We start from the raw sequence: 26,807 nt of genomic DNA, 5'->3' as shown, positions 1-26,807 counted from the left end.
CCTACTCCATGACGACGGTCGACCTGGCCGCTTACCCGCAGGCAGCAACGGCTCCAGCACCGCCCACTGCACGTCGGTCAGGTCGAACCGCCTCGTCACCGCTAGGGTGTCCACGAGGTCTCCGGTTTTCAGGTTCTGCTTGGTCGCTGAACCATCTACCGGAGACCTCACTCGTTTTCGATCTCCGACACGCGAAGATCTTCAAGCCACCTCAAGCCCTGGCACCGACTTCGACACAGGCCCTAGCCCGTGCCGAAGCCCTGGCCGGACACCTCTTGGGGCTGCGAGCCGCGTGCGGGCGTGATCGACAGGAAGCCCGGAGCGGCATGAGCGTGCGCGGGCCATCGTGGTGTTCGTCAAGCGGGATACAGGCGGGCCATCGCCTGGATGGTGTCGGTCAGGTGGGCGACCAGTTGCGTGGGGGCGAGAGCCTGGACGTTCGGGCCGAGGCGGAGCAGAGTCACGGCGGTGTGTGGCACGTTCTCCATGGGAATGGTGACTTGGTGCCAGCCGTCCGGGTCGGCGGGTGTGAGGGTGCGAAGGGCCAACCGGGCGGCCTTGGGGCCGAGGACATCGGGGAGGGCGGCGACCCCGTTCGGGGTCAGGCGCACGACGGCGACCTGATCGGTGTCGGCCCGCTCGTACCGTTCGACATGCGCCCGCCAGAAGCCCGCCAGGTCGAAGCTGTCCGGCCGGGTGACTGTCTCGGGCAACGCGCGAAGGTCCACGATCGCCGAGACGCGGTAGGTACGTGGCTGGCCGCGGCTGGCGGCGACCAGGTACCAGACCCCGGCCTTGAGCACGAGTCCCAGCGGGTGCAGCCGCCGGGTGACCTCGCCGGGCCGGGGCGCCCAGCGGCGGTACCGGACGTCGATGGTCTGGTCCTGCCAGAGCGCCTCGGCGACGGCGAGCAGGTGCGGCACCGCGTCGGGCTCCCGGTACCAGCCGCGTGTGTCGAGGTGGAAACGCTGTCGGATCCGCATCGACGCGTGCCGGTACGGGGTCGGCAGCGCCGCCATCAGCTTGAGTTCGGCAGCCGCCACCTGGGCACCCAGACCCAGCTCGGCGGCGGGCTGCGGCATACCGGTCAGAAACAGTGACTCGGCCTCATCGGCGGTCATCCCGGTCAGCCGGGTGCGGTAGCCGTCCATGAGCTGATATCCGCCGGCGGGGCCCTGCTCCGCGTAGATCGGCACACCCGCCGCGGCGAGGGCCTCGACGTCGCGGTAGACGGTCCGGGCGGTGACACCGAGTGCCGCGGCCAGTTGTGTGGCGCTCATCCGCCCTCGGTTCTGCAGCAACAGCAGCAGGGAGAGCAGTCGACTGGCGCGCATCCGAGACAGTTTGGCAGACCACTGACAGAAGCTGTCAGGGGTGGTCCGCCACGATCATCGGCATGAACGACTTCGACTTCTTCATCGGCTCGTGGAATGTGGTCAACCGCCGGCTCAAGACGCTGTTCGCCGACAGCGACGACTGGGAGACCTTCCCCGGCACCACCACCTGCCAGCCGATCTTCAACGGCGCCGGCAACACCGAGGAGATCATTTTCCCGACGCTCGGCAGCCGCGGCTTCACCCTGCGCCTGTTCGACACCGAGCGAGAGGAATGGTCGATCTACTGGGCGAACAGCCGTAGCGGCTTGCTCTTCCCGCCGGTCGTCGGCACCTTCACCAACGGCCGCGGCGACTTCTACGGCAACGACACGCACGAGAGCAAGCCGATCAAGGCGCACTTCATCTGGTCCGACATCACACCCACCTCGGCGCGGTGGGGGCAGGAGTTCTCCCCCGACGGCGGACAGACCTGGGAGTCCAACTGGGTCATGGAATTCACCCGAGCCTGACCGATCGGCTCGGCCCGGCAAGGGCCGAGCCGCATCTCAACCGCCGCCTCCCACCACGGACAAGAGCCCCGGGTCCGACGTCGGCCTGCGGCCACCACCACGGCGTGACGGAAGTGTCAGCGGGCGATCGACAACATGATGACGAGGCCGGCCGCCAGCCGACCAGTCAGCCACAGGGGGCGTTCGGCGGAAGATGATCAGCCAGTACGGCGAGATAGGTGCGTCGGGCCTCGGTGTGTCGCCGTACGCCCTCCTCGGTCGCGGCGACGAACACGCCACGGCGGTCGGCCTCGCAGATCGCGCGCAGCACCAGGCCGCGCTTCTCCAGTCGGTCCACCGTGCGGGACAGTGCGCTCTGGCTGAGATACATGTCGCCCGCCAGATCCTGCATGCGACGCTTCTCACCATCCCGGCCCACGAGCCGGTCGAGCGTCTCGAACTCCGTCAGGGTGAGACCATGCCGGTCCTGAAGGGCGCGGTCGAGCTGGGCCGCGACGCGGTTGTAGCTGGTCAGCAACGAGCGCCAGCGCTCGATCAGGGCAACCTCGGACGTCATCGCGCGGATCGTACTCCCGGTCGTGAGCTTCGTGCACCTGATTATATGCAGTCGCATAAGGTGCATGGACATTAGATGCGTCTGCATATAACGTCCCTCTCGTGATCGACAACGCCACCGGCACGACGCCGGTCATGACGAGACCGGCTGGTTCGATGCCGACCCGCACGCCCACCCGCACCGGGACGCAGTGGACGCCGCGGCTCTGGGGACTCCTCGCCGTGCTGTGCGCCGTGCTGTTCCTCGACGCACTCGACGTCTCGATGGTCGGGGTGGCCCTACCCTCCATCGGAGCCGACCTCAACCTGTCCACCGCCTCCCTGCAATGGATCGTCAACGGCTACGTCCTCGGCTACGGTGGGCTGCTGCTGCTCGGCGGCCGCACCGCGGACCTGCTCGGCCGGCGGGTGACCTTCCTGGTGGCGCTGGGCGTCTTCGCCGCCGCGTCCCTGGTCGGCGGTCTGGTCGACGACAGCACACTGCTCATCGCCACCCGCTTCGTCAAGGGGCTCGCGGCCGCCTTCACCGCACCCACCGCCCTGTCCATCCTGACCACCACGTTTCCCGCCGGACCGGCCCGGAACAGGGCGCTCTCCATCTTCACCGTGTTCGGCGCGAGCGGTTACTCCAGCGGGCTCATCATGGGTGGGCTTCTCACCGGCCTGGGCTGGCGATGGACGTTCCTCATCCCCGTACCGCTGGCAGTGGCGGCCCTGATCGCCGGCCTCGCTCTGATCCCACGGGACCGGCCCGCCGCCAACGGCGGGCACGACCTGGTCGGCGCGCTCACTCTCACCGGCGGAATGCTCGCGGCCGTGTACAGCGTGGTCGCCGCTCCGGAACGAGGCCTGTTCGACCCGGTGACGCTGGCCGCCGCCGTCGCCGCCGTCCTGTTGCTGGTGGGCTTCGTCGCCACGGAGCGTCGGGTGCGACACCCGCTGATCCGACTCGGCATCCTGCGTTCCGCCACCGTCGTACGGGCCAACGTCAGTATGGTCGCGCTGTTCGGCAGCTACCTCAGTTTCCAGTTCATCATGACGCTCTACCTGCAGAACGTGCTGCGCTGGTCGCCACTGCAGATGGCGTTGGCCCTGCTGCCCGCAGGGCTGCTGGTCGCCTTCGGCGCACCGTTCGTCGCCCGCCTGATCGACCGCTACGGCACCGGCCGGGTGATCCTGGCCGCCATGGTCTCACTGACCCTGGGCTACCTGTGGTTCCTGCTGACCGCCGGGGACACGCCGCACTACCTGCTGACCATCCTGCCGACCATGCTGCTGCTCGGCGGCGGCTTCGCCTTCGGGTTCAGCTCGATCACCGCGCAGGCCACGGACGGCATCGACGACTCCGAACAGGGGTTGGCCTCCGGCCTTGTGCAGACCTCGGGTCAGGTGGGTGCCGCCCTGGTGCTCGCCGTCGTCACCGCCCTGGTGTCCGGCGACGAGGTGGCCGGCCAGGTGGCTGACTTCAGCCAGTTCCGCCCCGGCGTCAACCTCGTCAGCGTGGTGGCACTGGTCGGACTGGCACTCAGCCTGGCGGCGCTGCGCAGGAGTCGGCGCGTGTGACGCACAAGGAAGATCGGCCACCGCGCCGACGGCCCGCCGGCCTCCGGCGGGCCGTCGGCCCAGGGGGATCGCGATACCGCCGACCTACCCATGGCGCCATGAACCTGCTCCGGTGCGCCGCCGGGGTGGCAAGCTGATTCGCCGCGAACGGCATCTCCGCCGTGCGCCGGCAGCATGGTGACGAACAGCAACGCCAGACGCGGTGGTCAACCCCCGCGGCTCACGGTGTGGGTAGCCGGCCACGCCCTGGCGGGAAGGCGTTCGACTTCTTGCACCGTGCCGTCGGCAGCGCCGCCGTCCAGAACAGACGCCAGTGCGGTGATCAGGCTGGTGAGGACCTCGAGGTCGCCGTCGTCTCGCGGCTCGTACTCGGCAAGACAGAGTCCGGCGAGGGTGTAGCGCGAGGCAAGGTAACGCACGGCGTTAACGAGCTGCTCGAGGGTCAGACCGCCCGGCTCGGGCGTGCCGACGGCGCCGAACACCTCCGGGTCCAGCACATCGAGGTCGATGTGGAGGTGGACAGCGTCAGCACCGGTGGCGGCGACCTCGTCCAACAGTACGGACGGATCGGCCAGACCCGCCGCCGCGACGTGCCGAATCCGATGCTCAGTCACGAACGCCCGTTCCCCGGGATCGAGCGCGCGTACACCGGCCAGCACCACCTGATCCGGCCGCAACGCCCTGGCCGGGGCCAGCTGGCTCGGGCCGTCGCCGAGCAAGGCACGCAACACCATGCCGTGGAACGCGCCGGACGGCGACGTGGCCGGGGTGTTCAGGTCGCCGTGCGCGTCGAACCACACCACGGTCAGCCGGTCGCCGTGGGCAGCCAAGGCCGCCTCGACGGGGGCGAGGTCGACACCGCAGTCCCCGCCGACGGTCACCACCGCCTGCCCACGCGCCCGGGCATGGACGTGCGCGGCGCGCACCGCGTGCAGGTTCGCCGCGAGCGTGTCGAGTGCGGCGACGCCGTCGCGGGGACCGCCCGGTTGGTTGTCCGTGTCGACTCGCATCCGTTGCCCGCCGGGAAAGAGCCCGGCCAGCGCGGACGCGCCCTGCCGCAACCGGTACGCGCCACGCGAGCCCGACCCCTGCCACTGCGGCACTTCCAGGACCGTGTAGCCCGACACCCCACACCCACTCTCTGCATAACGATCATTAGAGCGCAAATTACTACATTCAGCGTGTGGCGAGTCCACCGCCTTGAGGCTGTGGCGGAGGGCTGCTTGTGTCGACAGGGTGGACGCCGTGTTCGATGCCGCTGACGCAGCCATGTCGCGGTTGCGGCGGCGCTTCCCGGTCACCCCTTCTCGTCCTGACCACGCTGCTACCGCTTACCCCTGCGCCCCTCCCCCGCCCGGGCCGGAGCGCCACACCATTCCGGCTTCCGGAGTCCGCCGGCAGGGCGCACAGCCTGGTGCTGTGTCCGCCCTTCGCGGCCGGCGTTAGGGTCGGTACGCCCGCACTCACCCGCGCCCCGGGGAGCACTCTGTGGTACGCCCGTTCAACATCGAGGAGATCTTTCCCGAGGCACCCGGCGGATCGCCCCGACGACGGCGCCGGCAGACCGGCAGCTCCGCTCAGGGCCTCGCGGTGACGCTGCTCGCCGACTACACGGCGCGCACCCGCGCCTGGCTGCCGTCGGCGGTGATCGTGGCCCTGCTCGGCGAGTTCGGGGTGAGCAGCGGTGCCGCCCGGACAACGATCAGCAGGCTCGCCCGCAGGGGCGTGCTGGAGGGCAGCCGGCAGGGTCGGTACAGCTCATACCGTCTGACGGAGCCGGCCGCCGTCGACCTCTCGATGGGCGGCGCCTCGATCGCGGCTCTGGCCACGCAACCGGAATCCTGGGACGGGTCGTGGACCGTGGTGGCCTTCTCCATGCCCGAGGGGGAAAGCACCCGGCGGCGGGCGCTGCGGGTGTGCCTGCGCTGGCACGGATTCGCGCCACTGTACGACGGGGTCTGGGTCCTGCCACACCCGTTGGACGCCAAGGGGCGAGCCGAGTTGGCCGCCCTGGCACGCGGGGCGGTAACCGTGTTCCGCGCGCAGCACACGGAGTTGGAGACGGAGACGGACCGTGATCCGGTCAGCGCGTGGGATCTGCCGGCCATCGCCGAACAGTACGCGGGGTTCATCCAGCGCTGGGTCCCGTTGCTGCGCCGCATCGCGGCCGGGGCTGTCACCGGCACCGCCGCGTTACGGGCCCGCACCGAGGTGATGGACGTCTTCCGTCGCATCCCGGTCCTCGACCCCATGCTCCCCACCGAACTGATGCCGCCCGACTGGCCACGCGCACGGGCACGCGAGGTGTTCGTGGCGATATACGACGGGCTGGCGGCACCGGCCGAAGACCATGTACGAGCTGTCGCGGCACGCGTCACCGGTGTACCTCATCCGAACCTGCGGGCACACACCACTGCCGAGATGGCCGCCGGCATTCGCCCATGGCCCAACTGAACCGCGGCCGCCTGGGCCGGGACGAGCACTAACCCTGCACGCCGGAACCGACGACGCCGCGATCACGGCAGGGCCGCGTCGCTCGTCGCGGGGCGACGCACGCCCGGCGGCCAGTCGTCCATTTGATTTATAATCATGGATGCATCGGCTACCTTCCTCCTATGTCCAGGCCGCATCCGGAGTGAGCCACACGTCGCCCGGAAGGCCCCACAGGAGGAGGACCGCAGATGACAGGCTCACGTGTCCGGGGCCGGTTTCCCGCGATCGCCCTGGTGGTCGCGCTGACCGCCGTGCTGGCCCCGGGTGGCGACGCCCTCGCGGCCACCGCGACCGCGACCGAGGGGACGATCCGCCACGCCGGCGGCACCGACGCCGTACCAGGCAGTTTCATCGTCGTGCTCCGCGACGAGCTGGTGCGCCCGACAGCCCGGGTCGGCGCCCCCGCCGAAGTCGCCCGGGTCGCGGACCGGCTGAAGGCCCGCCACGGCGGCACCATCGGTCACGTCTACCGCCACGCCCTGGCCGGATTCGAGGTACGCATGCCGGAGCGGGCGGCCCGTCGCCTCGCCGCCGACCCGGCCGTGGCGTACGTCGAGCAGAACCGGACGACGCCCCTCATCGGGCCCGGCGTGCAGCTCAACCCGCCCTCGTGGGGGCTGGACCGGATCGATCAGCGCAGCCTGCCGCTCGACGGTCGGTACGCCTATCCGAACACCGCGCACAACGTGCACGCGTACGTCATCGACACCGGCCTGCGGAGCACGCACACCGACTTCGGTGGCCGCGCGGGGGGCGGGGCCGACCTGGTCGACGGCGCGCTTCCCGCCGACGACTGCAACGGCCACGGCACGCACCTGGCCGGCACCGTCGGAGGAACCCGGTACGGAGTCGCCAAGGAGGTCCGGCTCCGTCCGGTACGGGTGCTCAACTGCAACGGCAGCGGCAGCTACGCGGCGGTGATCGCCGGGGTGGACTGGGTCACCGGGAACGCCGTCCGGCCGGCGGTGGCACTCATGGCCCTCGGCGGGGCGGCCAACTCGGCCCTGGACGCCGCGGTGACCCGTTCGATCTCCTCGGGCATCACCTACGCGGTGGCGGCGGGCAGCTCGGCTGGCAACGCCTGCAACTACTCGCCGGCGCGGGTGCCGGGTGCGATCACCGTCGCCGGCACCACGTCGTCCGACGCGCGGATGCCGAGCGGCAACTACGGCAGCTGCCTGGACCTCTACGCCCCCGGGGCCAACATCTCGTCCACCTGGCACACCGGCGACAGCGCGGCCACCACCATCAGCGGCAGCTCGATGGCCGCCGCGCATGTCACCGGATGCGCCGCGCTCGCCCTCTCGGCGAACCCGACCTGGACCCCCGCCCAGGTCGCCAGCTATCTGACCAGCCGGGCGACGGCCGGCGTGGTCGGCGGCGTGGTCGCCGGCACGCCGAACCGCCTCCTCTACTGCGGCGCCTGACCCACACCCGGCGCGTGCCGGCGACCGGTCCGGCACGCGCCGCCCGCCCGACCCTGGTCGGCGTCGTTTGCGGCCGGGTGGGGTTTGGGATGACCGCGATACCCGTGTGGCCTCAGTGGTATATGCGAGCCCTCGGCGGTGACCCGGGCCATCGATCGGACGCCCGGCCGACCGGCGCGGACCCGGCGGCTGTCCCCGGTCGCGCTACACCAAGGTGCAGGGTACGCCGTTGAGGGCGAAGGCGGTCGGAGCCGTTCCGCTGCCGCCGAAGCCCACGTTGGCCTCGGTGCCCGGCGCCAGCGTGGCGATCCAAGAGGCCGGGTGGAAGGTGCCGGCCGTGCCGTTGAGCGTGATCGTGCCGTTGAACCGGGACTCGATCCTGGACGACGTCGGCAGCGTGAACTGGACCGTCCAGTTCGTCAGCGGAGCGGTGGTGGTGTTCGCGACCGAGATGAACACCTGAAAGCCCCCGAAGGTGAGCAGATCGACCTCGCAGGTCGGGGCCTCGGTCGCAGCGGGGGCCGAAACGGCGGCGGCCGGCGTCGTGGCAACGGTCGCCGCGCCCGCCGTCGCGAGGCACACCAGCGCGGCGAGGGTGGTGAGGATACGGATGGGTTGCATGGTGCTCCTCCGGCAGGGATTGGGGTCCACCCCATCGTGATCCGGGCCGCCGCCGCTCGATGGACCAGTTCGACGGGCATTGGGCAGGACCACTCTCGTCGGCGATCAGGAGCACGACGCTCGCCGGCCGCACCGGGCCGCCGCGTCTGGTCCACCGGTTCCGGCGGCGAAGTGGTCCGCTACGACCGCCAACCGGCACCGACGCTTTAGATCACGCACTGGCCGAGAGGTGGAAAGCGAGCGTGGGCGAGCAGGACGGCTCCGGTGACGGTCGGATCGGGCCACTCGGCGAGTGAGATCAGGTATCGCGACCGCCCGCGAAACGCCAAGCGTACGGGCAGTTAGGGGGAGAAAACGTGAGACGTAGGATCCGGATCGCCGTGGTGGCGTTGACCGCCGCGGTGGGGCTTCTCGCTTCGAGCACCACGGCGGTTGCCGAGGAACGCGTCGCCAGCAGCGCCGCCCGCACACCGGTTGTCGTCTTTCCGGCCTTCCACTTCACCAAACTCAAGGTGACCGCCTACCGGCAGCCCAGCCATCCGAGCTGCCCGGCGACGGGGCACTTCGAGGACTGGTACGGCAACGACACCACCTCCATCTTCAGCCAGGTCTGCCGGGACAAGCTGATGACCTTCAGGTACAGCACCGACCCGGCGAAGCCCATGGCGGAGCGCTTCAGCGAGCAGCTGGGCGTCACGGTCGAGATCAAGGACTACGGGCGCACCGAGAGCGCACCCTTCTACGATCCGCTCTACTCGGCTCTGGAGCGGCGCGGCTACGTGCGTAACAAGGACATCCGCGTGGCCGGCTACGACTCCCGGCGCACCCCCGACCAGGGCGACTTCCTGCGGCGGACGATATCGTTGATCGAGCAGACGTACCGCGAGAACGGCAACATCCCCGTCCATCTGGTCGGCCACTCGAACGGCCCGCTCTACGCCCAGTACCTGCTGACCCACACCACCAAGAGCTGGCGCACCAAGTACATCCACGGGTTCACCCCGATTGCCGGCAACTGGCCGGGCCAGGGGCTGCTCTACGGGGTGCTCTTCACCGGATTCAACATCACCGACTTCTCCTACCCGAGCACATCGGCGAACGCGCGGAGCAGCGCGCTCATGTACGAGTCGCACCCGTCGACGTACATGAGCGCCGCCGACCCGGCCGTCTTCGGCAACCGTGAGGTGGTGGTTCGCACGACGACGCCGGCGGCGGACTACACCCCCAGGGACAACCTCAGGCTGTTCGAGCGTGCCGGCCTGTCCATCGCGTGGCGCGTGGCGCCCCACTACACCGGGTTCGTGAAATTCGCCGACCCGGCGTCCTTCCCCGGCGTCGACGTCTACGCCGAGAAGGGGTCAGGGCTGTATACGGTCGTCGGTATCACGCTGCCCAACCTCACGATCGGGCAGGTGTTCGACCCCGCGACGGCCCCGCTGTTCGACCGTCCCGGTGACGGCAACCAGGAGGACATCACCAACGACGCGATCGCCGTCTGGTCAACCATGCCGTGCCACCGCTTCGAGTTCTCCGACAACCCGGGCGTCGACCACTTGTCGCTCGCCAAGGCACCTGCCGTCCTGGCGCGCCTGGTCAACAACCTGGATCGGCCGAAATCGACCTGCTGACGCCGCCGCCCCGACCGCTACGTGCTCGCACGTAGCGGTCGGGGCGTGTCTCGTTGGGTGATTCCGCCCGCTAGGTGTGGTGGTTCGAGCGCGGACCCGGCGTGCTGATGTGACCGCCGCCATCCCGCCTGACCGGCACTGGCCTCAGGCGAGCACTGGGAAGCCATGGCAGTGCGTCGCGCACGCCAACGTGCGATAGAGACCCTGCTCAGGTGGGTTTCGACAGTCTTGGGGTCAGGGGCATCACCCCGTCGGGGACGCAATGCCCGCAGCGCGGCGACGACCGCCGTGGACGGTCCAGGTCGGTGGCCGCGACCCACGGGGCGCTCAGAGCGTTCCATGGCCGTCGGATGTCCGAGCTCAGCTGGGGCGCCACCCGTAGCCCGCGAGGTGCCGCGAACCGGTGTGCCGACGGTCCAGGTCGGCAGTCGCGGCGGCCGCGGTCACCGTACGCAGCCGATGGTCAAGATCGGCGTGCGCGCCGAAGGAACGCCCAGGGCGGCGCGGGGAACGCCCGGTTGACGGCGTTGCGCGCAGTGCTGGGCGCGTCGTGACCACCCGGTGTCCAGCGTTGTCCAGCCGCGTCCAGAATCGCGCCGGATCAGCCGGAGCGCGTGGCACTGTCCCTGGGCGGGCTCGGCCCGTCCCCGCCGAAGCGCGCCGCTGACCTGCATCGACCGACGGTACCCAGGTCACAGCGGCGTGGCGCCATGCCCGGTGACCGGAGCGCGGTGCCGACCAAAGCCTTGGAGGGCCGGGCCGGTCGACCATCGCGGGTCGGACAGCCGTCGAGACAATGGGGGGAAACATGCGCGGAGCCGATCAGCTCACCGTCCACATCAACCTGCGCCGCGAGCGCACGGAGCATCTGCCTCAGCAACTGGTGACCCAACTGGCCCGCGCCATTCACCGAGGTCAGCTCGCTCCCGCGACGCGGCTGCCATCGACGAGGGACCTGGCTCGGCTGTTGGGCGTGTCCCGGGGCGTGGTCATCTCGGCGTACGAGCTACTGCTGGCGAAGGGTTTGGTGGAGAGCAGGCCCGGCTCGGGCACCTACGTCCGGCACCTGCAGATCGACCCGACGCGACACCGACGCAGGGCACTGGCGGCACCGGCCCGTCGGGTATGCGACTTCACCCCCGGCCCCGCCCCGACCCGCGCGTTCCCGTTGGCCGCCTGGCGTGCCGCGTGGCGGGAGGCCAGTTACCAGCCTCCGTTGGATCAGACGGCACCACTGGGTATGCCCACCCTACGGGAGGCCATCGCCGCGCACCTGCGCCGCACCAGGGGCATCAGAGTGGACGCCGACGAGGTGGTCGTGGCGTCCGGGCTACGTCAGGCCTGCTGGCTGCTGTTCGAGGCGATCGGCCAGGCGCAGTCGGTGGGCCGCCGGATCGCGGTGGAGCAGCCCGCACCGGCCTATCCGGTGCTGGCTGGACGGCAGGCCGGCTGGACGGTCGGCGCCCTGCCGGAGAATGCGGTCCCGCAACAGGCAGACGCCGCCGACGTCGCGGTGGTGTTCGCGGAGGGAAACCATCCGCTCGGCACGGTACTGACGCTGGACCAACGTCATGCCCTGGTGGACTGGGCCTTCCGCACCGGCGGATATCTGGTCGACATCAATACGGAACAGGCCAGCTCCGGTGACGGGTTGCCGTTGCCGGCGCTGTTCAGCCTGGCCGGCGGACAGCGGGTGGCCATGGCGGGCACGATCGGTGACAGTCTCGCTCCCCCCGGCCTGGCGTATCTGGTGATACCGCGCGAGCTCACGCCGCGCATCGCGGGCCTGATCGGCGACGACGACGGGCCGGTCGCCCGTACCACCCAGGCCGCGTATGCCCGGCTGTTGCGGGACGGCGTACTCGTGCACCGAGCCACGCGGATCGGCCGGCTCTTCACCGAGCGGCGCGAGCAGGTGCGGGCCGCACTCGACCCGGTGCCGCACCCCGTCCGCGTCATGATCGGCCCCCGCGGGTCGACCGCGACGTTGCTGCTGCCCCAGCACCTGGCCACCGCCATGGTGGCCCAGCTGGCCGAGCTCGGCGTGGCCGTGACCCCACTGGCCGAGTTCTACCGGGTCGACCCCGCGAACTCGCCCGCCGGCATCGTACTGGCCTTCGGCCACCTGCCCGACGAAGAACTGCGCTGCGGAATCACGGCCATCCAGGCGTTCCTCGCCGGGCTGGGCTGATCGGCATACAAACGCAGAACTGCGCCAGCGCCGGCACAGGTACCCCGAGACGCAACCGGCGCACACCGCGCTAGCTTTGCGCGGTGTGCGGGTATCGGATCGGCGTCCTCGGACGAATCGAGTTGAGCGTCGACGGGGTAGCTGTGTCGCTCGCCCCGCTGGAACGGGCATTCGTGGCGGGCCTGGCGGCCCATCGTGGACGCATAGTCTCCGTCGACCGTCTGATCGACGGTCTCTGGCCGGACCACCCGCCCGCAGGAGCGCGTAACCGGGTCCAGGCGGTCGTCGCCTCGGTCCGGCGCAGTGCGACGCCGGAGTTGATCCTCACCAGGTCACCTGGTTACGAGCTGAACGCCACGGTGGTGGTGGACGCGGCGGAGTTCGGCACCGAGGTACAGGCCGCTGCGGCCGCCACCGACGCCCGGCGTGCCGTGGAGCTGCTCGACCGCGCGCTGGCGCGTTGGCGCGACGACGCGTTCGTCGACGTCGGTGCACGACTGGTCGACTTCGAGCGCGACCGGCTTCGCGAGCTGCGTCAGCACGCGATCGAGCTGCGCGTCGAGGCATTGCTGTCGCTCGGTCTGCATCAGGATCTGGTGCCGGAGCTGACCACACTGGTGCGTGACCAGCCGCTGCGGGAACGGCTGCGCGGCCAGCTCATGGTGGCCCTGCACCGCAGCGGCCGGCAGGCGGAGGCGCTCGCCGTGTACCGGGACGGGGCCCGGATTCTCGCCGACGAGCACGGCATCGACCCGGGGCCGCAGCTGCAGCAGCTGCACCGGGAGATCCTCGGCAGCGAGCAGGACCCGTCCCCGCGAGCATGGGTACGTCCCAACCAGCTCCCCGGCGTCACCGGTGACTTCGTCGGACGGGACAAGGAACTCGGGCTGCTGCTGTCGTTGCTGGGCCGGCCCCCATCAGCCGCCGGGGCTGCTCAGGTCGTCGTCGTGACCGGGCTTGCGGGGACGGGCAAGACCACGCTGGCGCTGCGGGCGGCCCACGAGTGCCGCCATCGCTTTCCCGCCGGGTGCCTGTACGCGGACCTGCGCGGCAACACCACGGACCCGGCACGACCCGGCGCGGTGCTCGGCGCCTTCCTGCGTGCCCTCGGGGTGGCCGGCGAGGCCATCCCGGTAGCGGCCGAGGAACGCGCGGCGCTGTACCGATCCGTGCTCGCCGACCAGCCCATGTTGGTGATGTTGGACAGCGCGGCGGATGCGGCCCAGGTGCGCCTTCTGCTGCCGTCCGCCGGCGGCAGCGCCCTCATCACCAGCACCGCGGCGTTGCCCGGGCTGCCGGGCACCCAGGTCGTCACACTCGACGTCCTGCCGGTCGACGACGGTTTGGACCTGCTGGCCGGGCTCGCCGGTGCCGAGCGGATCAACCGGGAGGCCGCGGCGGCCGCCGACGTCGTGGAGTTGTGTGGCCGTCTGCCGCTGGCGTTGCGCATCGCCGGCGTGCGGCTGGCCGAGCGGGACGCGATGACCGTGGCACGGCTGCGCGACCGGCTGCGCGACGAGCGGCGCCGCCTCGACGAGCTGTCGCTCGATGGGCTCGACGTGCGCACCAGCTTCACCGTCGGGTTCGAGCGTTTGCCACCGCCCGCCGCGCGGCTGCTCGCGGTGCTCAGCCGTACGTCGCTGCGCAGCTTCGGTATGTGGGACGAGATCACCGAGCCGCTGCTGGAACAGCTGTGCCGGTCCCATCTGCTGACCGCGGATCCCGACGGCCGGGTACGTATGCACGACCTGGTCCGGTTGCATGCCCGGGAGCGCACCGACGTCACCGCCGATGAGGTGATCACCTGGTACGCGCGACTGCACGCGTACGCCGAACGCGCCGCCGCGTCACTGCCCTGCAGGGCCCTGCCGGTCGCGGACGTGGAGTGCGTGATCGACGCCGGGGACGCCGTGGACTGGTTCGAGGCGGAGTTGGAGAACCTCGTCGCGGCGGTGCGGGACCTGCTGGGGCTGGGCGCGGTCGACCTGGCCGGACGGCTGGCCCACACGATGGGCAATTTCGCGATGATGCGCAGCCAACACCTGCCCGAGTTCGTCGACTGCCTGCGCGGCGTGCTCGACCACCACGCCGACCTGCCGTTGCCGACCCGGATGTCGCTGCGGCTCCACCTGGGCACGGCCTACCGGGTGTTGAACCGGCACGCCGAAGCCGTTCCGCTGCTGCGCGCGGCACATCGGGACGGCTGCGGACCACTGGGCGGGCAGCGCCGTGGTGATCGCGACGCGCTGGCGCACCGGCTCGTCGCGTTGCAGGGCTACTCGCTGTGCTGCCGTCAGCTCGGTCGGTTGCGGGAGGCGGACGCCGCGCTGCTGCTGATGGTGCGGTTGTGCGCCGCGCACTGGCCGGTCGGCCCGGTCGGCGGGCACGTGCTGCTGGCCCTCGGCATGCAGCACGGGCAGTACCAGCACACCTCCCCGTTCGCCCACGCCGCCTACGCCGCGGCCCTGCGGCTGTTCGAGGAAGGCGGCGACCTGTGGGGCGAGGCGCTCGCGCGGGAGAGCATCGGGCTGCTGCATCGGCATGCCGAGCAGTGGCCGCAGGCGCTGGAGCAGCTGCGGCAGGCGGTGACCGCCGCTCGCCGGCTCGGTGACCGGATGAGCGTGACCACCGCCGAGCAGGCGCTGGCCGCGACGCATCTCGCCTGCGGGGACAGCGTCGCCGCACGCCGGCTGCTGACCCGTACGGTGTCGGCGTTCCGCGAGATGCGCCACGAGTGGGGCGAGGCGATCTCCCGCCGGCTGCTCGGGAAGGTGCACCTCGAGGAGGGCGACGCGGGTCAGGCGGTGGCCGAACTGGAGGGCTCGGTGGCGATGCTGCGCGGCATCGGGCAGCCGTTCCCGCTCGCGAACTCGTTGAGCCTGTTGGCGCGGGCGCAGGCCGCCCTGGGCAGGTACGACCGGGCCGTCGCGCTGGGCGGGGAGGCGCTGCGCACCTTCGAGCACTTCAACGCCGCGTACGCCGGTGACCTGCGCGAACGGCTGGCCCACTGGCGGGACGCAGCCCGCGCGCAGTAGAAGCGCAGGGCAAGCGCAGCGGCGTCCAGCACAGTGATCGGCAACCACCCACAAAGGAGGTCTGCCATGACCAAGATCATCGCCCGCGTCGGCGACGCCGTCCTCGGCAAGGTGCTCGGCCGCGAGGTGGCCGGCGCCTGCGTGCCGGAGCACGGCCAGAAGTGCTCGTGCGTCGCGTCCGACGGCTACTGCTCGGGCGGCGACTACTTCCGCCGCTACCGGCAGGGCTACTACAACTGCAACGGCGCGTGCGTGACCTCGACGTCGCGGGCGATCTGCTATGTCAAGAAGGCCGGCGTCTGCTGACCTGACTTTCCCGGGGGGCCGCGCCGGCCGGCGCGGCCCCCACCCCTCTGACTCGCCGAGGAGTTCCCATGTCGGGTTTCGCCCACGCCGCTGTCGCTGTCGTCGGGGCGGTCGCCGTGCTCAACCTCGTCCTGACCCTGGCCCTCGCCCGGCGGCTGCGTGAGATGCAGGCCGGCCACGACCACGACGGCGAGCCCGTCCCCGAGGTGCTGCCCGCCCCGGGCCTGGACGTCACCGGTTTCCCGCACGCCGACCTGACCACCGGCCGGCGCACGGTGGTCATGCTGACCCCCACCTGCCCACCGTGCCAGACTCTCCTGGACGCTCTCACCGCCGACGCCGAGCGCTACCGCCACGACACCCTCGTGTTCATGATCGGCACGCCGGCGGAGACGGCGGCGATGGCCCCCCGCCTCGCCGGGTTCGACACGGCCACCATGTCGGAGCCGCAGGCCGAGAAGGAGTTCCAGGTCAAGGGGTTCCCCGCTGTGCTCTCGGTCGTCGACGGCGTCGTCGTCGACTCCAGCCACCAGCTTCCGGTCCTGGCCTGACCGTGGCCACACTGCGAGCCGCCCTGCGGCTGGGCTGCGCCGACCCGAAGGCGCTCGCCGCCATGGTCGCTCTGGTCCTCGTCGGCGCGGCGCCGCCGGTCGGCATCGCCTGGTTCACGAAGCTGCTGTTCGACGAGGTCAGCAAGGGCCGCTCGGCCAACCCGTCAACCGCGACCTGGTACGCCGTGGTGATCGCCGTCCTGGGGGCCCTGGCGGCAATCGCCAGCCGTCTGTCCGGCTACTTCACCACGGCGCTGCAGAACGCGATCACGATCGCCGCCGACGTGCGGCTGTACCGGAAGCTGAACAGCTTCCTCGGCCTGGGCCCCTTCGAGCAGCCAGCCCTGCGCGACCGGCTGGCGCTGGCCCAGCAGGCCGCCAACCAGGCGCCGTACGCGGTCGTCATGTTCACGGTCGACGTGGCACAGAACGTCGTCACCATCGGCGGCTTCGCCGCCATTCTGACGTCCCTGTGGCCGCCGGCCGGCCTGCTGCTGCTCGCCGTGGCCGTGCCCGAGTTCCTCATCCAGCTGCGGCTGTCCCGCCGCGCCGCGCGGGCCGTGGAGGACAGCGCCGGCCTGTTCCGGGCCCGGTTCCTGTTCCAGGCCGTGCTAACCGACCTGCGCGCCGCCCGGGAGGTGCGCCTCTACGACCTCGGCCGGTTCTTCCACGACCGGCTCGCAGGCGCCGTGCGGGGGGCAGCCCGGATCGAACTGGCCGCCGCCCGGCACGCCACGGTGGTGCAGACCTGCTGGGCGCTGGCCGGTGCCGCCGTGACGCTCGCCGCGACGGTGATCGCGGTGAACGCCGCGGTCCGCGGCCGGCTCAGCCTCGGTGACCTCACCCTCCTGCTGGCCGCTCTCGCCGCGACACACAGCGGCCTGGCCGGCATCGCCGGTCAGCTCGGCGAGGCCGGCACGGCCATGCGACTGTTCCGGCACTACGTCGCCGTTCTCGACAGTCCCGCCGACCTGGCCGACGGGACCCAGCCGGCGCCGCCGCTGCGCACCGCGATCAGGTTCGAGGGCGTGTGGTTCCGCTACGACGAGGACGGCCCCTGGATCCTGCGGGGCGTCGACCTCACGCTGACCGCCGGTGAGGCCGTCGGCCTCGTCGGCCTCAACGGCGCCGGCAAGAGCACCCTCGTCAAGCTGCTCTGCCGGTTCTACGACCCCGACCGTGGCCGGATCACCTGGGACGGCGTGGACCTGCGCGAGTTGCGGGTCGAGACGTTGCGCCAGCGGATCGGGGCGGTGTTCCAGGACTTCATGTGCTATGACCTGACCGCGGCGGAGAACGTCGGCATCGGCCGGCTGCCGCACACGACCGCGCAGGTCGAGGAGGCCACCGCGCGCGCCGAGATCCACGAGCGCCTCCGCGCCCTGCCCCACGGCTACGACACGTTGCTCAGCCGTACCTTCGCCGACCAGGACGGCGAGCCCGGGGTGACCCTCTCCGGCGGGCAGTGGCAGCGGGTCGCGCTGGCCCGGTCCCTGATGCGCGCCGACGCCGACCTGCTCGTCCTGGACGAGCCCAGCTCCGGGCTCGACGCCGATGCCGAAGCCCGCGTGCACGCCTCGCTGGCCCGGATCCGCCACGGCCGCACCGGGCTGCTGATCTCCCACCGGCTGAGCACCCTGCGCGACGCGCGGCGCATCGTCGTGCTCGACGCCGGACGCGTCGTCGAGTCGGGCGCGCACGACGAGCTGATGGCGGCCGACGGCGAGTACGCGCGGCTGTTCCGCCTCCAGGCCGACGGCTACCAACTGGCGGCGACATGACCGGCTGGCTGCGCCGTCGCTGGCGCCTGGTGGTCGTACGCGGAGAGAGCATGGCGCCGACGCTGCGCGACGGGGACCGGCTCGTCGTCCGCGTCGGGCGGCGACCGGCCGTCGGTGACCTCGTCGTCTTCCGGGCCCGTGACGTCGTCCCGGACGCGGACCTGGCGTGGATGGTCAAACGCGTGCACCGGCTCGAACCCGACGGCGCCGTGACGGTGCGCGGAGACAACACCCACAGCCAGGACTCGCGACACTTCGGGGTGGTGCCCCGTGAGGCGATCCTCGGCGTGGCCAGAGGGAGGCGATGACATGTACGTCGAGATCGGGTGCCGGGTGCTGCTCGGCACGGTCCTGCTGGTGGCGGCGGTAGGCAAGATCTCCGGCCGCGACGCCTACCGCGAGTTCACCCGCTCGGTGCGCGACATGGGCTACCGGCCGGCCGGCCCACTCGCCGCGGCCGTGGTCGCCGCCGAGCTCACCGCGGTCGCCCTGCTGGCCGTGTTCCCGCCGGCCGGCTTCCTCGCGTCCGCCGCCCTGCTGCTCGCCTTCACCGCCGCCATCGTCGCGAACCTGCGGCGCGGCGGCGGCACCTGCCGCTGTTTCGGCCGCGCCGCGGCACCTCTGGGTCGGCACCATGTGTGGCGCAACGCCTTCCTCATCGGCTGCGCCGTCGCCGGCGCGCTCGCGCCGGCCGGACCGGTACGCCCGGGTGAAGCGGTCCTGGTCGTCGCCGGCGCGCTGGTCACCGGCGTACTGGTCGTCATGCTGGACGAGCTGCGCTACCTGTTCGGCGCGTCCAGCCGAGTGTGACCTCCCAGCGGTGAGCTGCTCGGGCGCGTCAGGTTGCGTCCTGGACCCGTCGCACGGCCTCGTTTCGTGACGTGGGTAGGGGTGAGCCGGGTCACGTCCAGGCACGGTCGAGGGCCAGCGCGAGCCGATCGGTCCACCGCTCGGCGGTGCCCGTGGTCTCGGGGTACTCGTCGGTGAAGTTGGTCCAGTCGACCTGCCAGGACAGGACGGTTTCGGCGGTGAAGGTGTCGGCTTCGGCGCCGAGTTCCGGTCGCATGAGCTGGCGGACGAGAGCTTGGTCGACGGTGGTGTGTTCGGCGAGCAGGACCGCGTCGTAGAGGTCCTTGCCCTGCGGGACATGTCGGTGGCCAGCCACATCAGCTTCCACGCCAGCGCCAGCGGGGCCAGCAACGGCTCGTCGACGTCGGGCAGTACCAGCACCTCTGGTGGCAGGGGGAGCTTTTCACCGAAGACGACATCAACCTGTATGTACTTCCCCAGCCGGTACATCCGGCACTCCGGTTACCAACTGCGTATCGACCCGATCAGCAGCAGCTCGTCGACGACTGACAAGCCAGCCGGGCCTCCAGGTCGCCGGCGGCCAGCACTCCCCGGTGACGGCCGCGGGGTAAGGTTCGATTGATGTCGACCGCAGTCCGCTCGCCGTGGCCGGCCCTCACCGAGGGCGCGCGCGAGGTGCTGTTGGATCTCCTCGTCCACGGTCCGATGCCGCGCGCCGAGATCGCGGCCCGCCTGCGGATGTCCCGCCCGACGCTCAGCCGGCTCACCGGAACCCTGGTCGCGGCGGGCCTGCTCGCAGAGGGGGGCACCGAGCTGCGTTCGCGAACCGGGCGTCCCTCGGAACTGCTGCACGTTAAGGGCGGGTCGCACCACTTCCTCGGAGTGAAGCTCACTGCCGACCGGCTCTACGCGGCCGTGACCGACCTGACCGCCACGCTGGTGGGTTCGGCCGAGGAGACGTTGGCGTCCACCGAGGCGGACGACGTGGTGGCGCAGGTCGCCGCCGTCGCGACCGGCGTCGGCGATCTGACCGGCCCTGGCGGTCTGACCGGCCTGGGCGTGACGCTCGGTTCAGCCGTGCAGGACGGTGTCGTGCTGGACGCCGGGTTTCTGGACTGGCGGGGAGTGCCGCTCGCCTCGGCCCTGACCGCGGCCACTGGCCTACCGGCCGCCGTGGACAACGATGTGCAGGCGCTCACCCTCTGCGAGCACTGGTTCGGCGCGAGGGCCGGAGCCGACTCGATGGTGCTGATCACGGTCGGCGCGGGTGTCGGTCTCGGAATTGTCTCCGGAGGACGCCTGGTGCAGGGTGCGCACGGCCGGCCGCCCCGGTTCGGTCACCTCCTGGTCGACCCGACCGGCCCGAAGTGCGGGTACGGCCACCGCGGCTGCGTCTCCAGTTTCCTCATGACCGAGATGATCATGCGTCAGCTCCCCGGGCGGTCGACCTACGAGGAGGCGGTCGAGCAGGCCCGTTCGGGGCACCCGGAGAGCGAAGCGGTATTCCAGGCCGCGGGATACGCGCTGGGAGTGCTCATCGGGCACGCGGCCAACATCCTCGACCCGGAGCGGATCCTGCTGACCGGCGAGGGCCTGCCCCTCTACGAGGTGGCCGAGGCCGCGGTGGCCCGGGGGCTCCGGAACACCTACGAGGATGATCCGGCGCTCATCGACCTGACGGCGGTCCCCTTCGACTTCAGCGAGTGGGCCCGCTCGGCGGCCGCGCTGTCGATCCGGGCCACGGTCACCGGCACTCGCTGAGACGGCGTGCGCCGGGCCTGGTCACCCGCGCGGGTGACCAGGCCCGGCGCGCTCGCGTCAGCTGGCTCGCAGGTCGTCCAGCAGGACGGATCCGCGCGTCACACCGACCCCGTCGGCCTGGTTGACGAAGATGTTGAACTGCGACAGGTTGCGCAGGTCTTCCGGGGTGATGCGCCGGTCCGCGTTCGCGGTGTCCCACGGGGCCGGCCGCCATTGCGAGAACGGGATGGTCAGCTGTACGGGCACCGTGCCCGCCAGTGACGGGTACGCCTCGTAGGAGACGCCCCCGGCATTGAGCTGGAGCACGAGCTTGTGATTCGACCCGTCCGGCGTGAGCCACAGGGAGAGACCGCTGTAGTCGGACCAGTCACCCGCCAGCCGCTTACCGATGCCGGTGTAGGTCTGGAACGTGAAGTCGTAGTCGAACTTGAGCGCCGTGCCGCCGTTCGCGTCGGCGAGCGAGATGGTGTTGGACCCGTAGGTGCTGTACTCCGACCGCAGCGCGGTGTCGTCGGGGTGGCCCTCGAAGTCGTCCACCACACCCGGCGGCATCGGCGGCTTGGCACCGAGGATGACGCTGTTGGTCAGCTCCAAGCGCGCCCGGCCGGGAATGGCGGCCTTGACCTTCAGTTGGGTGACGGTGTTGTCGAGGTTAGCCGCTCCGATCTGCCAGGTGCCGGTGTGGTAGCCGCTGGCGGGGTCGTAGCGCAGCGGGTACTGCTTCGCCTTGTCACCCACCGTGTACCACACCCGCGACGCCTTGGCGTTGGCCACCTTGACCCGGATCGTCGTGGTCGGCGTGGTCACCCGCTCCCGGTCGGTGGGAGACACGATGTGCGCCAACGGTTGCTGGGAAACGGCCTTGGTGCGGCGGTTGTACACATGGGCCAGTTCGTCGGCGAACACGGAGTACGGGTCGTCGTAGAAGGCGCGGAAGTCGGGCAGCATCTCGTGCTCGGGCAGGTCGTCGGTCGCCGGGTGGGGCACGAAGAACTGCTCGGCGCCGAAGTTGGTCCAGGTCATCGCGTAGGTCGTGCGCCGGGCGTCCGGATCGGCCTTGATGGCGTCGAAAACCTGGGTGTACCAGTTCAGGTTGCCGTTGCTTCCGTTCGCCTTGAGCGCGCCGCTGATGCCGTACTCGGTGGCGGCGGAGACCTTGCCCTTCTCGTCCGCGATTCGGGCAAGCATCGCCAGGTCGGCGACGACACCGTTGACCCACTGCGGCGAGGCGTCGCTGCCGTCGTAGCTGTCGTAGCCGAGCACGTCGACAAAGTCGTCACCCGGGTAGGTGCGCAGGTAGACGTCGCTGACGCCGCCGTAGGAGCCGCCCGGAGAGTAGGCGTAGAGGAAGTTGTGGACCTTCTTCGTGTCGCGGAGGTACTCGACGGTGTAGCGCCACAACTCGATGTACCGCGACGGTGAGGCATGCGCGGCCCCCCACCAGAACCAGGATCCGCTGTTCTCGTGGAAGGGACGGAAGATGACCGGGATCGGCCGGCCGCGGTCGTCGGTGATGGCGTGGGCCAGCCGGGCCACCCGGTCGAGGTACTCGCGGAACTCGCCGTTGTGGTCGCCGCCCGGCAGGATCCGTGCCACCACGTCGCCGTTGGTGTCACCGTAGTTGCCACCCGTGACGAAGTTGTTCATGTGGGCGCTGATCGTGTTGATGCCGCCCACCCGGTGGGCCGCCTTGACCAGCTTGACGTAGGTGGCGAACTTTTCCTCCGGCGTGCCGGGCGAAGAGCCGTAGCCCTCGTCGCTCATGTCCCATCCGAACACGGCGGGGTAGTCGCCGACGCCGGCCCGCACGTCTGAGCTGACGCCGTCCGCAGTGTCGAAGGTGAGCCCGAACTCCGTTGTCTGCTGGTGTCCGAACAGGACGCCCTTACCACGCTGGGCGCGCAGGTAGGCGAAGAGGGAACGGGTCTCCGGCGTCGCCCGTTCGTCAGCGAGCCGGACGTGGGCCGGTTTCTGCGGCCGGGCGGAGGCCGGCGTGGGTACGGCGGCCATCAGGGTCGCAACGGCGGCGGCGAGGAGCAGGGCGCCGAGTCGTCTCATTGTCGAGTCCACTTCTGGTCGGCCCGGCGGGCTCGACCAAGAGATGATTGCGGGTTGTCACGGTGTACCGGGCGCTCGCATCGGGCGGTGAGCCGTCATCGAACTGCTCCGGTTCGGTGGGCAACGTCGGGGGCGGTGTGGTGGCCGCCCCCGACGGGTCGTCATCTCAGGTTGGGTAGTTCGTCGCGGGTGATGACGTAGCTGTGGTGGTAGACCTGCTGGAACACCGAGACCGGGTTCGTCGAGGGCTCGATGAAGGTGCTGTGCCAGGTGTTGAACAACACCCACTTCGCCCCACTGGACTGCAGCTGGTTCGGGTCCGGGATCCGACCGTTCTCGTGCAGAGCGATCGGGATCGTGCCGCCCACGATATTGCGGGTGGCGTTGTACAACGAGGTCAACGGCCCTCGGTCCCGGGCATAGGTATCCGCGCCACCGACATCGACGTACTGCTTGCCCGGGTAGAACGACGACTGCGGCTCACCGTTGTACGGATGCATCCACACCAGGTGGTGCAGACCCTTCGTCCGGGTCATGTAGTTGAACGTGTACTGCCACAACCGGTTGTACGCCGCACCGCCCTCCTTGCTCCACCAGAACCAGGTACCACCCGCCTCGTGATACGGACGCCACAGCACCGCACCGCCGGCGTCACCGACGATCTTCAACTGCGCCGAAACCGCGTCGAGGCGCTGCAACAAGCGTCGGTTGTCCGCCGTCCCCGGCGTCAGGGCGGCATTGATGTCCGCGTTCATCTGCGAACCGGCGTAGCCATCGGAATCCTGCGCCGGCGATCCCATGTGATACCCGACCATCGGGATACCACCCGAACGCCACCACGCCGCCGCACGGCTACCGAAGGTCGGCGAGTCACCCATGTCCAGGCCACGAATCGCCGGGTACTTCCCGGTATGGCGGTAGATGTAGTTGATCTCGTGATCCGGCCCGTCGATCCAGGTCGACTCCTGCTGCCCGGACAGGATGTGATTGCCGTACTGGCTGTACAGGTAACACAGCAGCTTGCGGGCCGCCGTCGTCGCCTGCGGGTCCACCGGCGCCACGTTGCACGTACCGTTGTCCGGCGACGGAGAGACCGGCGGGGTGGAGGGCGGGGTCGACACCGATGGGCTGACCGACGGTGACGAGGTCGGGTCGACGACGCCGCCGGTGCAGGCGGTGCCGTTGAGGCTGAAGGAGGTCGGGTCGGTGTTTGTTCCGGTCCAGGTGCCGTTGAAGCCGATCGAGGTGGTGGCGTTCGTTGCCAGTTGGCCGTTGTAGCTGAGGTTCCTCACCGTGACCTGACTCCCGGTCTGGGTGTGGCTGCCGTTCCAGAGCTGGGTGATGGTCTGGCCGGCGGGGAACGTGTAGGCCAGTGACCACGTGCTGAGGGGCTCGCCGAGGTTGGTGATGTCGATGGTGGCGCCGAAGCCGTTGGGCCATTGGCTGGTGACCTTGTAGGTGACCCGGCATCCGGCGGCAGCCTGGGCAGTGGCGGCGTAGCCGACCGCCGCGGTGGCCAGCACCGCCGCGCTCACGGTGACCGCGAGAAGGCGTGTTCGCCTGCGGGTTGCTCCGGCGAGGGGGAACGGAGACACAGAGAATCCTCCTGTCAGGTGGTGGGGATGCGGCGGAGCACCACGAGGTCGCTGCGATAGTCGGCGCCGATCGGTTCCCAGGCCGCGGGCCGGATGCCGGCGGACATGAGAACGCTGCCGTACCACCGTGAGCGGTGGGAGAGTCGGCCGTGAGCCGGCGTTGCGGAGCCACCCGCAACCACCTCGTAGGTCGCGTCCGGATCCAGCCCGGCCAGCTTGAGCCGGCGCGGGCCGCTTTTGGCGTTGCCGAGCGGGTTGTAGACCAGGACCGCCACCTCGTCGCCGAGGACGTACTGCACCGCTGACCGTTCAGCGCCGGGGATCCCGCCGAGCCGGTACTGGCGGCCGTGCTGCACGGTACGCCGGATCTGCTTGTACGCGTCGATCAACGACCGCGCCTCGGTCAGCTCCTCTGGTGTCCAGCGGCCGAGGTCGGCGCCGATGCCGAGAACACCGGCCATGCCGACGTGGAACCGGTAACGCAACGGCATGTCCCGCCGCGTGTTCGGGTTGGGTGAATCAGTGACCCAGGCGCCCATGACCGCCGCCGGGTACAGCTGGGAGAAGCCGTGCTGTGCGATCTGGCGGTCCTTGGCGTCGGTGTTGTCCGACGGCCAGGCCTGGTCCACATGGTGCAGCACGCCGAGGTCGACGCGACCGCCACCGCCGGAACACGTCTCGATGCGCAGGGCCGGGCGCCGGGCGCGCAGGGCCTCCATCACCCGGTAGACGTTCCGGGTGTGGTCGATCCACAGCAGATCCTGATCGGCCGGCTGTTCCGGCCAGCCCGGCTGGGTGAACGGTCGGTTGACGTCCCACTTGAGGTAGTCGATGCCGAGCTCGGCGACCAGCCGGCTCAACCAGTCCAGCGCCCAGTCCCTGACCTCGGGCCGGGCGAAGTTCAATACCAACTGGTCGCGCTTGGTGTCGTGCCGCCGGTGATCCATCCGCAGCACCCAGTCGGGGTGGGCCCGATACAGCTCGCTGTCCGGGCTGACCGACTCCGGCTCGACCCAGAGGCCGACCTGCATGCCGAGGGCGCGGATCTCGTCGAACAGGACGCCGAGCCCGTCCGGGAAGCGCTCCGGGTGGGGCCACCAGTCACCGAGCGAGGACGTTTCGTCGTCGCGCCGCGCGAACCAGCCGTCGTCGACGACGAAGAGCTCCGCGCCGAGGGCGGCGGCGGTACGGGCGAGGGCAAGCTGGCCCTGCGCGGTGGCGGTGAAGCCGGTAGCCTCCCACGAGTTGTAGAGCACGGGCCGGACCTCATCCGAGGCGGGCAGCACGTACGCCCGTGTGTAGTCGTGCCAGGCACGGCTGGCCGTACCGAAGCCGCCCTCGCAGTACAGCCCGAGCATCCGGGGGCTGACCAGTTCCGCGCCGGGAGGCAACGGCCAGCGTAAGCCTTCGTGTCCGAATCCGGCGGCCACGGCCACGCCGCCCTCGGGCCGGCGGGTGGCGGTCAGCCGCCAGCTGCCGCTCCAGGCGAGTGCCATGCCGAAGACCACGCCCTCGGTTTCGGTCGCGGCGCCCGCATCGATCATGATCCACGGGTTGGGCTGGTGCCCGGTGATGCCCTGGCGGCTGCCTACCGGGTACGCCCGCAGCCGCCGGGCGACGTCACCGACGGCAATGCCGCCGACTGGGGCGCTGCCCTCCCCTGGTGGTCTGCGACCGGAGTGCAGCTCTCGGGGCGCGTCCTGGACACCGCCGGGTTGCGCCTCCCGGTGCTCTACCCGGATCGTGTCGTGCTGATCCGGGTCACCGAAGCCGCGGATTAGGCATGACCGTCGTTGGGAAGGGCTCATTGCGGCCGATGAGCCGGTCGGTTCCTCGGCCGGCCCAGTTGCTTCTTGGGGAGCTCATCGGTCCAGGCTGGTGAGGCATCCGTCCCGCATCTGAACGACGCGGTCGCAGCGTGCGGCGATGCCGGTGTCATGGGTGGCCATGATGAGGGTGGTGGCGTGCTCGTCGCGCAGACGCAGCAGCAGGTCGACGATGGCGGTGCCGGTCTGACTGTCGAGATTGCCGGTGGGTTCGTCGGCCAGCAACACGGCAGGTCGGTTGATGAGCGCGCGGGCGATGGCCACCCGCTGTTGTTGCCCACCGGAGAGCCGCGACGGCAGGGCGGCGGACCGATCGGCGAGCCCGACCATCGCCAGCAGCTCCCGTGCCCGGGCGGCCTTGTCGAAAGCGGTGCGGAACGGAATCAGTGGTGCCATGACGTTGTCCAGGGCGGTGAGCGTGGGCAGCAGGTGGAACCGTTGGAACACGAAGCCGATCCGCCGCCGGTACGCGGCCAACGCTGCGCCGGACAAGCCAGTCACCCGTTGCCCGTCGACGTCGATGGTGCCCCCGTCGCTCCGTTCGACGGCACCGATCAGGTGCAGCAGCGTGGACTTGCCGGAGCCGCTCGGCCCGGTCAACGCGACCGCGGTGCCGGCGGCGATCGAGAGACTGACATCGTTGACCGCCACCAGCGGTGCGCCGCCGGGCAGCGGGAAAGTCTTCCGCACATCCGTGAGACACACCAGCGGCACGCTGACCTCGGTCAGCGCCTCAGCTGACGTCCGTTGCATCGGATCT

23 protein-coding genes are annotated in these 26,807 nt (G+C 70.5%); 14 read left to right on the top strand and 9 right to left on the bottom strand.

Annotation, left to right across the window (positions count from 1 at the left end; genetic code table 11):
- Window positions 1-356: 356 nt before the first annotated feature.
- Window positions 357-1,334: a YafY family protein gene (locus tag E1182_RS03890; RefSeq protein ID WP_132261230.1), complete on the bottom strand. Its 978-nt coding sequence runs from the start codon at window positions 1,332-1,334 to the stop codon at window positions 357-359.
- Between the two features lie 62 nt (window positions 1,335-1,396).
- Here E1182_RS03890 and E1182_RS03885 point away from each other — a divergent pair, with 62 nt between their 5' ends.
- Window positions 1,397-1,846 (top strand): hypothetical protein, encoded by a 450-nt coding sequence (locus E1182_RS03885; RefSeq protein ID WP_132261229.1) that lies wholly within the window; start codon window positions 1,397-1,399, stop codon window positions 1,844-1,846.
- Window positions 1,847-2,012: 166 nt separating this feature from the next.
- Here E1182_RS03885 and E1182_RS03880 read toward each other — a convergent pair whose 3' ends face one another.
- On the bottom strand, window positions 2,013-2,402 hold the full coding sequence (locus E1182_RS03880; protein ID WP_132261228.1) for a MarR family winged helix-turn-helix transcriptional regulator: 390 nt from the start codon (window positions 2,400-2,402) through the stop codon (window positions 2,013-2,015).
- Between the two features lie 101 nt (window positions 2,403-2,503).
- Here E1182_RS03880 and E1182_RS03875 point away from each other — a divergent pair, with 101 nt between their 5' ends.
- Complete coding sequence (locus E1182_RS03875; protein ID WP_243706021.1) at window positions 2,504-3,964, top strand: MFS transporter; 1,461 nt, start codon at window positions 2,504-2,506, stop codon at window positions 3,962-3,964.
- Window positions 3,965-4,170: 206 nt separating this feature from the next.
- Here the strand turns inward: E1182_RS03875 and E1182_RS03870 are convergent, their stop codons facing one another.
- Window positions 4,171-5,265 carry an arginase family protein gene (locus E1182_RS03870; protein ID WP_207921260.1) on the bottom strand — a complete coding sequence of 365 codons (1,095 nt, stop codon included), beginning with the start codon at window positions 5,263-5,265 and terminating at the stop codon, window positions 4,171-4,173.
- 187 nt (window positions 5,266-5,452) lie between these two features.
- On the opposite strand from E1182_RS03870, the gene E1182_RS03865 reads away from it, so the two are divergent.
- Together E1182_RS03865 and E1182_RS03860 are read left to right on the top strand one after the other, a co-directional pair.
- On the top strand, window positions 5,453-6,418 hold the full coding sequence (locus E1182_RS03865) for a PaaX family transcriptional regulator C-terminal domain-containing protein (protein WP_132261227.1): 966 nt from the start codon (window positions 5,453-5,455) through the stop codon (window positions 6,416-6,418).
- 227 nt (window positions 6,419-6,645) lie between these two features.
- Complete coding sequence (locus tag E1182_RS03860) at window positions 6,646-7,884, top strand: S8 family peptidase (RefSeq protein ID WP_132261226.1); 1,239 nt, start codon at window positions 6,646-6,648, stop codon at window positions 7,882-7,884.
- Window positions 7,885-8,088: 204 nt separating this feature from the next.
- Here E1182_RS03860 and E1182_RS03855 read toward each other — a convergent pair whose 3' ends face one another.
- Complete coding sequence (locus tag E1182_RS03855) at window positions 8,089-8,505, bottom strand: cellulose binding domain-containing protein (protein ID WP_132261225.1); 417 nt, start codon at window positions 8,503-8,505, stop codon at window positions 8,089-8,091.
- A 356-nt stretch (window positions 8,506-8,861) separates the two neighbouring features.
- Between E1182_RS03855 and E1182_RS03850 the strand changes: the two genes are divergently transcribed.
- From E1182_RS03850 to E1182_RS03815, 8 genes are all read left to right on the top strand, one after another.
- Window positions 8,862-10,133 (top strand): hypothetical protein, encoded by a 1,272-nt coding sequence (locus tag E1182_RS03850; protein ID WP_132261224.1) that lies wholly within the window; start codon window positions 8,862-8,864, stop codon window positions 10,131-10,133.
- 808 nt (window positions 10,134-10,941) lie between these two features.
- On the top strand, window positions 10,942-12,324 hold the full coding sequence (locus E1182_RS03845; protein ID WP_165942501.1) for a PLP-dependent aminotransferase family protein: 1,383 nt from the start codon (window positions 10,942-10,944) through the stop codon (window positions 12,322-12,324).
- 83 nt (window positions 12,325-12,407) lie between these two features.
- Window positions 12,408-15,359 carry a BTAD domain-containing putative transcriptional regulator gene (locus E1182_RS03840; RefSeq protein WP_132261222.1) on the top strand — a complete coding sequence of 984 codons (2,952 nt, stop codon included), beginning with the start codon at window positions 12,408-12,410 and terminating at the stop codon, window positions 15,357-15,359.
- Window positions 15,360-15,425: 66 nt separating this feature from the next.
- Window positions 15,426-15,665: a hypothetical protein gene (locus E1182_RS03835; RefSeq protein ID WP_132261221.1), complete on the top strand. Its 240-nt coding sequence runs from the start codon at window positions 15,426-15,428 to the stop codon at window positions 15,663-15,665.
- Between the two features lie 68 nt (window positions 15,666-15,733).
- Window positions 15,734-16,216, top strand: coding sequence for a hypothetical protein (locus E1182_RS03830; protein WP_132261220.1), 483 nt, complete (start codon window positions 15,734-15,736; stop codon window positions 16,214-16,216).
- A 2-nt stretch (window positions 16,217-16,218) separates the two neighbouring features.
- Window positions 16,219-17,997, top strand: coding sequence for an ABC transporter ATP-binding protein (locus E1182_RS03825; RefSeq protein ID WP_132261219.1), 1,779 nt, complete (start codon window positions 16,219-16,221; stop codon window positions 17,995-17,997).
- On the top strand, window positions 17,994-18,305 hold the full coding sequence (locus E1182_RS03820) for a S24/S26 family peptidase (protein ID WP_132261218.1): 312 nt from the start codon (window positions 17,994-17,996) through the stop codon (window positions 18,303-18,305). The genes E1182_RS03825 and E1182_RS03820 overlap by 4 nt, the downstream gene beginning before the upstream one ends.
- Window position 18,306: 1 nt before the next feature.
- Window positions 18,307-18,807, top strand: a complete 501-nt coding sequence (locus tag E1182_RS03815) for a MauE/DoxX family redox-associated membrane protein (RefSeq protein ID WP_132261217.1) — start codon at window positions 18,307-18,309, stop codon at window positions 18,805-18,807.
- A gap of 91 nt (window positions 18,808-18,898) precedes the next feature.
- Here the strand turns inward: E1182_RS03815 and E1182_RS03810 are convergent, their stop codons facing one another.
- Window positions 18,899-19,162: a hypothetical protein gene (locus E1182_RS03810; RefSeq protein ID WP_243706020.1), complete on the bottom strand. Its 264-nt coding sequence runs from the start codon at window positions 19,160-19,162 to the stop codon at window positions 18,899-18,901.
- A gap of 266 nt (window positions 19,163-19,428) precedes the next feature.
- Between E1182_RS03810 and E1182_RS03805 the strand changes: the two genes are divergently transcribed.
- The gene (locus E1182_RS03805) at window positions 19,429-20,568 is read left to right on the top strand and encodes an ROK family transcriptional regulator (protein WP_207921259.1); all 1,140 of its coding nucleotides are present in this window, start codon (window positions 19,429-19,431) and stop codon (window positions 20,566-20,568) included.
- Between the two features lie 57 nt (window positions 20,569-20,625).
- Here the strand turns inward: E1182_RS03805 and E1182_RS03800 are convergent, their stop codons facing one another.
- From E1182_RS03800 to E1182_RS03790, 3 genes are all read right to left on the bottom strand, one after another.
- Window positions 20,626-22,626, bottom strand: a complete 2,001-nt coding sequence (locus E1182_RS03800) for a glycosyl hydrolase (protein WP_132261216.1) — start codon at window positions 22,624-22,626, stop codon at window positions 20,626-20,628.
- Window positions 22,627-22,787: 161 nt separating this feature from the next.
- Window positions 22,788-24,161 carry a glycosyl hydrolase gene (locus E1182_RS03795; protein WP_207921258.1) on the bottom strand — a complete coding sequence of 458 codons (1,374 nt, stop codon included), beginning with the start codon at window positions 24,159-24,161 and terminating at the stop codon, window positions 22,788-22,790.
- Between the two features lie 74 nt (window positions 24,162-24,235).
- Window positions 24,236-25,765: an alpha-galactosidase gene (locus E1182_RS03790; RefSeq protein WP_243706019.1), complete on the bottom strand. Its 1,530-nt coding sequence runs from the start codon at window positions 25,763-25,765 to the stop codon at window positions 24,236-24,238.
- Between the two features lie 18 nt (window positions 25,766-25,783).
- On the opposite strand from E1182_RS03790, the gene E1182_RS31940 reads away from it, so the two are divergent.
- The gene (locus E1182_RS31940) at window positions 25,784-26,002 is read left to right on the top strand and encodes a hypothetical protein (protein ID WP_243706018.1); all 219 of its coding nucleotides are present in this window, start codon (window positions 25,784-25,786) and stop codon (window positions 26,000-26,002) included.
- 81 nt (window positions 26,003-26,083) lie between these two features.
- On the opposite strand, the gene E1182_RS03785 is transcribed toward E1182_RS31940, so the two are convergent.
- Window positions 26,084-26,800 (bottom strand): ABC transporter ATP-binding protein, encoded by a 717-nt coding sequence (locus E1182_RS03785; RefSeq protein WP_132261215.1) that lies wholly within the window; start codon window positions 26,798-26,800, stop codon window positions 26,084-26,086.
- Between the last annotated feature and the right edge of the window lie 7 nt (window positions 26,801-26,807).

It is taken from the genome of Micromonospora sp. KC721 (genome assembly GCF_004348355.1).
GTDB lineage: Bacteria > Actinomycetota > Actinomycetes > Mycobacteriales > Micromonosporaceae > Micromonospora.
This window is presented reverse-complemented; position numbering and strand designations above follow the sequence as displayed.

Bases quoted from the DNA above. Each gene is read 5' to 3' on its own strand.
- E1182_RS03890 (WP_132261230.1), bottom strand. From the start codon at position 1,334: ATGCGCGCCAGTCGACTGCTCTCCCTGCTGCTGTTGCTGCAGAACCGA.
- E1182_RS03885 (WP_132261229.1), top strand. From the start codon at position 1,397: ATGAACGACTTCGACTTCTTCATCGGCTCGTGGAATGTGGTCAACCGC.
- E1182_RS03880 (WP_132261228.1), bottom strand. From the start codon at position 2,402: ATGACGTCCGAGGTTGCCCTGATCGAGCGCTGGCGCTCGTTGCTGACC.
- E1182_RS03860 (WP_132261226.1), top strand. From the start codon at position 6,646: ATGACAGGCTCACGTGTCCGGGGCCGGTTTCCCGCGATCGCCCTGGTG.
- E1182_RS03855 (WP_132261225.1), bottom strand. From the start codon at position 8,505: ATGCAACCCATCCGTATCCTCACCACCCTCGCCGCGCTGGTGTGCCTC.
- E1182_RS03845 (WP_165942501.1), top strand. From the start codon at position 10,942: ATGCGCGGAGCCGATCAGCTCACCGTCCACATCAACCTGCGCCGCGAG.
- E1182_RS03835 (WP_132261221.1), top strand. From the start codon at position 15,426: ATGACCAAGATCATCGCCCGCGTCGGCGACGCCGTCCTCGGCAAGGTG.
- E1182_RS03830 (WP_132261220.1), top strand. From the start codon at position 15,734: ATGTCGGGTTTCGCCCACGCCGCTGTCGCTGTCGTCGGGGCGGTCGCC.
- E1182_RS03820 (WP_132261218.1), top strand. From the start codon at position 17,994: ATGACCGGCTGGCTGCGCCGTCGCTGGCGCCTGGTGGTCGTACGCGGA.
- E1182_RS03815 (WP_132261217.1), top strand. From the start codon at position 18,307: ATGTACGTCGAGATCGGGTGCCGGGTGCTGCTCGGCACGGTCCTGCTG.
- E1182_RS03805 (WP_207921259.1), top strand. From the start codon at position 19,429: ATGTCGACCGCAGTCCGCTCGCCGTGGCCGGCCCTCACCGAGGGCGCG.
- E1182_RS03800 (WP_132261216.1), bottom strand. From the start codon at position 22,626: ATGAGACGACTCGGCGCCCTGCTCCTCGCCGCCGCCGTTGCGACCCTG.
- E1182_RS03790 (WP_243706019.1), bottom strand. From the start codon at position 25,765: ATGATCGATGCGGGCGCCGCGACCGAAACCGAGGGCGTGGTCTTCGGC.
- E1182_RS03785 (WP_132261215.1), bottom strand. From the start codon at position 26,800: ATGCAACGGACGTCAGCTGAGGCGCTGACCGAGGTCAGCGTGCCGCTG.